The sequence below is a fragment of the Planctomycetota bacterium genome (genome assembly GCA_016872555.1).
In the GTDB taxonomy this organism is placed as follows: domain Bacteria; phylum Planctomycetota; class Planctomycetia; order Pirellulales; family UBA1268; genus F1-20-MAGs016.
In genome coordinates this window covers 1-2,949 of the sequence record VGZO01000123.1, presented here as the reverse complement: position 1 = coordinate 2,949, position 2,949 = coordinate 1, and the positions used below count along the sequence as shown (strand labels likewise).

General features: G+C 69.0%; 3 protein-coding genes. 2 read left to right on the top strand and 1 reads right to left on the bottom strand.

Annotated features, from left to right (window positions below; genetic code table 11):
- Nucleotides 1-607: 607 nt before the first annotated feature.
- Nucleotides 608-1,048, bottom strand: a complete 441-nt coding sequence (locus FJ309_17365; protein MBM3956342.1) for a hypothetical protein — start codon at nt 1,046-1,048, stop codon at nt 608-610.
- A gap of 335 nt (nt 1,049-1,383) precedes the next feature.
- Between FJ309_17365 and FJ309_17360 the strand changes: the two genes are divergently transcribed.
- Entirely contained in the window at nt 1,384-2,202 is an 819-nt protein-coding gene (locus FJ309_17360; protein MBM3956341.1) for an aldehyde dehydrogenase family protein, read from the top strand.
- A gap of 93 nt (nt 2,203-2,295) precedes the next feature.
- Nucleotides 2,296-2,949, top strand: a 654-nt coding sequence (locus FJ309_17355) for a transposase (protein MBM3956340.1), incomplete at its 3' end; no start/stop codon positions are given.

Genomic DNA, 2,949 nt, shown 5'->3' with positions numbered 1-2,949 from the left:
GACAGATCGGCACGAACCTCACCGCGTGCCCCTCGTGGGCCTCCGTTTTGCAGGAGCGTACCGTCAGCCGGCCGGCCTTCACGTCGACATCGGCCCACGTCACCGCCCCGACTTCCGACGGGCACCGCAGGCCAGCCAGCCGAGCGAGGGCCACCAGCAGCCTCCAGTCCGCCGACGGGCAGGCGTCGAGGATGTCGCGGATCGTCTCCAGTGAAACATACCGGGCGCGGGCGGGATTTGACTGGGACCCGGTGTGGTTGGCCTGGCGACGAATGCCTCGGTGAGCTGGCCGAGCGTCACCACCTTGCGGGCGGCAGCTCGCGGCTCCGCCAACCCGGCGCGCACCAGTTTGTCGTGCGTCGAATCGGGCAAGCTCGAAGGATAGGGATAGTCCGGTCAATGGCACTTCCGCAACCATGCCCGCAGGCATTTCCGAGCTGATGGGGGGCTGGTGAGGCTGGTGCCGCGTTTTCCGGCACCAAATCAGAATCAGCGGCTCCGAGAACGGCTGCCCTCCCCCCTCGGGTGGCGAGTTTCTCGCCTCGGCGCAGACCGTCTCCGGGGTCGCCCGTCCTGGGCTTTGGTTTGACCTCGCGGCCGACACCGGTCAGAGGCTGTGGATGTCGATCACGGGCAGTTCGTCAGGCGACACCTGAACCGCTTCGCGGTCGTCATGCGCCTGGATGAGCTCGCCCCAGGCGGTAGGCGGGCCCCTGGCGGGAGAGATGGGTGGCGGCTCGAGCGGCTCACCCAAGTGTGTGAGGATCTTCCGGATCGGGCCCGGCTCCGTGATGAAGGAGATGAGCCTGATGTCGCCGCCGCACCCCGGGCACTCGAGTGGAAACTCTTCCCCCACCCGGGCCATGAGTTTCGCCCAGGCAATCCGCGAGGTGTCGTGCGAGCGGGGCTTCGCCTGAGTATCGCAGCAGCCTTCTGCGGTATGCGTACTGCCCGCATGCCCGCCGGTCGCGGCCTCGCGCCGTTTGCCGATGTTCCCGATCGCGAGCGCCGTGACGCCTTTCCGCAGCCGGTGGTTCGGCGCAAACACCCCGTGGTAGCGATGCCGATGCTTCCGCGGCGGCGGGACGAGATCGGCGAGCCGGTCGAGGAACTCAAACGGCGTGAGCTCGACGACGCCGTTCGCTCCCGGAGCCCAACAACACGCCTGCTCCCTCGGCCGGTTTCCAGTACGACACCTTTCTCGTGTCGACGAACGCCGGCGACAGTTGGTCGACGACGATGAGCGGGACCACCATCAACATGGACAACGCCTTCTCGATTAGCGTGGTGCCGGAGCCGGGACAGATGGCCCTGCTTACCATGGCGGTTGGCAGTTGGTGTGCGTTTCGTGGTCGCCTGAGACGCCGCGACTGACGGTGCCCGATCACGGATGCGGGTCCGACGGCTGTTTGGCCGAGCGTCACGACCGAGCATGGCAAGACGCTCGCCGAGGCCCGGGGCGACGTCCGCCGCGGTCTTGAAAACATCGAATATGCCTGCGGCGGCCCGAGCCTCCTCATGGGCGAGTCGCTCGAGAACGTTGCCCGCGGCATCGACTGCGACGCGATCCGGCAGCCGCTCGGCGTCGTGGCCGGCATCACCCCCTTCAACTTTCCGGCGATCGTGCCCCTCTGGATGTGGCCGTTGGCGATCGCCTACGGCAACGCGTTCGTGCTCAAGCCGAGCGAGAAGGTGCCGCTCACGACGATCCGCATCGCCCAGCTCGCCTGCCAGGCCGGCCTGCCGCCGGGTGTGCTGAACGTCGTCCACGGTGGCCGCGCGGCCGTCGATGCGATCCTCGTGCACCCCGGCATCAAGGCCGTGTCGTTCGTCGGCTCGACGCCGATCGCGAAGTATGTCCACGAGGTCGGCACGAAGCATGGCAAGCGGGTGCGGGCGGCCGGCGGCGCCAAGAACTTCGTGCTCGTCATGCCCGACGCCGACATCGCGCCCACCGCCACCGGCGTCATGGAGGCGGCCTTCGGCTGCGCGGGCGAGCGGTGCATGGCCGGCTCCACCGCCGTGGCGATCGGCCGGGCGGCCGACACGGTGCTGCCCGCGCTCGTGGACGTCGTCGCAAAGCTCAGGGTTGGCCCAGCCGACCGCGATCCCGAGGTCCAGATGGGGGCGGTGATCTCGCGGGAGCACCAGGCGCGGGTCTGCGACTCTCGGGCGGGAGCACCGAAAGCGCCCGCGACCTGAATTGCTGCGCGACGAGGGGCCTTCTGGCGGGGGGCGGCATCCCGCGGGTAGTGTACGGGCGATCACCTTCCCCGTCCGCCCGCCGCTCTGCCCATGGTCGCTGCATTCTGCGGATTTCCCGCGCGGCCCCGCCTCCGGCCTCATGCCAGCCCCGCGCCGGCACGCCGCTACGAGCGTCGCCGCCCCGAGAAGACACCGCTCCACAAGATCGTGTCGGAGCATCTTGAGAGCTGGCTCGAGTGGCGTGACCAGGCGGAGCGGCCCGTGCCGGGCTACGTCGAGGAGGAACTCCGCGGCTATCTCGAGTGCGGCATCCTCTGCTTCGGGTTCGGCCGTGCGCTCTGTACGGGCTGCGGCCAGGGGTTTGTCATCGCGTTCTCGTGCAAGGGGCGCGGGGTGTGCCCATCCTGCAATGGCAGGCACATGGCGCAGACCGCCGCCCATCTCGTCGATCACGTCATCCCGCCGGTTCCCGTGCGACAGTGGGTGATCTCCGTGCCGAAGCGGCTGCGCTGCTTCCTCGCCAACCGCCCCGAGGCCGTCGCCGCCCTCACGAAGATCTTTCTTGCTGAGATCGAGCGGCTGCTGAGCGCTGCGGCAGCCGTGACGAGTCACGCAAGCGCCCCCGCAGCCGCCCGCCCGCGGCTCGGCGCCATCTCCTTCTTGCACCGCTTCGGCTCGGCGCTGAACCACCACGTGCATCTGCACGTGTGTGCAACCGACGGCGTCTTCATGCCGGCTGCTGGC